The sequence below is a fragment of the Cupriavidus sp. SIMBA_020 genome (genome assembly GCF_046535395.1).
GTDB classification, from domain to species: Bacteria; Pseudomonadota; Gammaproteobacteria; order Burkholderiales; family Burkholderiaceae; genus Cupriavidus; species Cupriavidus campinensis.
In genome coordinates, this window is sequence record NZ_JAWRWU010000568.1 from 1 (window position 1) to 272 (window position 272).

The 272-nt window shown below is 70.2% G+C and carries 1 pseudogene; it reads left to right on the forward strand.

Annotation, left to right across the window (positions count from 1 at the left end):
• Positions 1 to 126: pseudogene (locus SB751_RS30555) on the forward strand (ABC transporter substrate-binding protein); the annotation flags it as partial.
• Positions 127 to 272 lie beyond the last annotated feature (146 nt).

The window sequence follows — 272 nt, forward strand, 5'->3', positions numbered from 1 at the left end:
GCCGCCGGCATCCCCGTCGGCGCGCAACACCCGAAGGAAGCGAAGGCGCTGCTCGACTATCTCGCGTCGCCCGACGTGCAGTCGGAAGTGAAATCGACCGGACTGGATTCCGTCTCCGCACACTAAGCACGCACCAACGGAAGGCGTGCGTCAGACCGCCTTCCCGTCGCGCGCGGCGTCAGCGTCAGCATCATCGGCGCCGTTCGGGCCCGCGGGCCCGGCCGCGCTTAGCATCCGCGCAAGACGCGCGCGATCGCACGCCCCTTCCCACG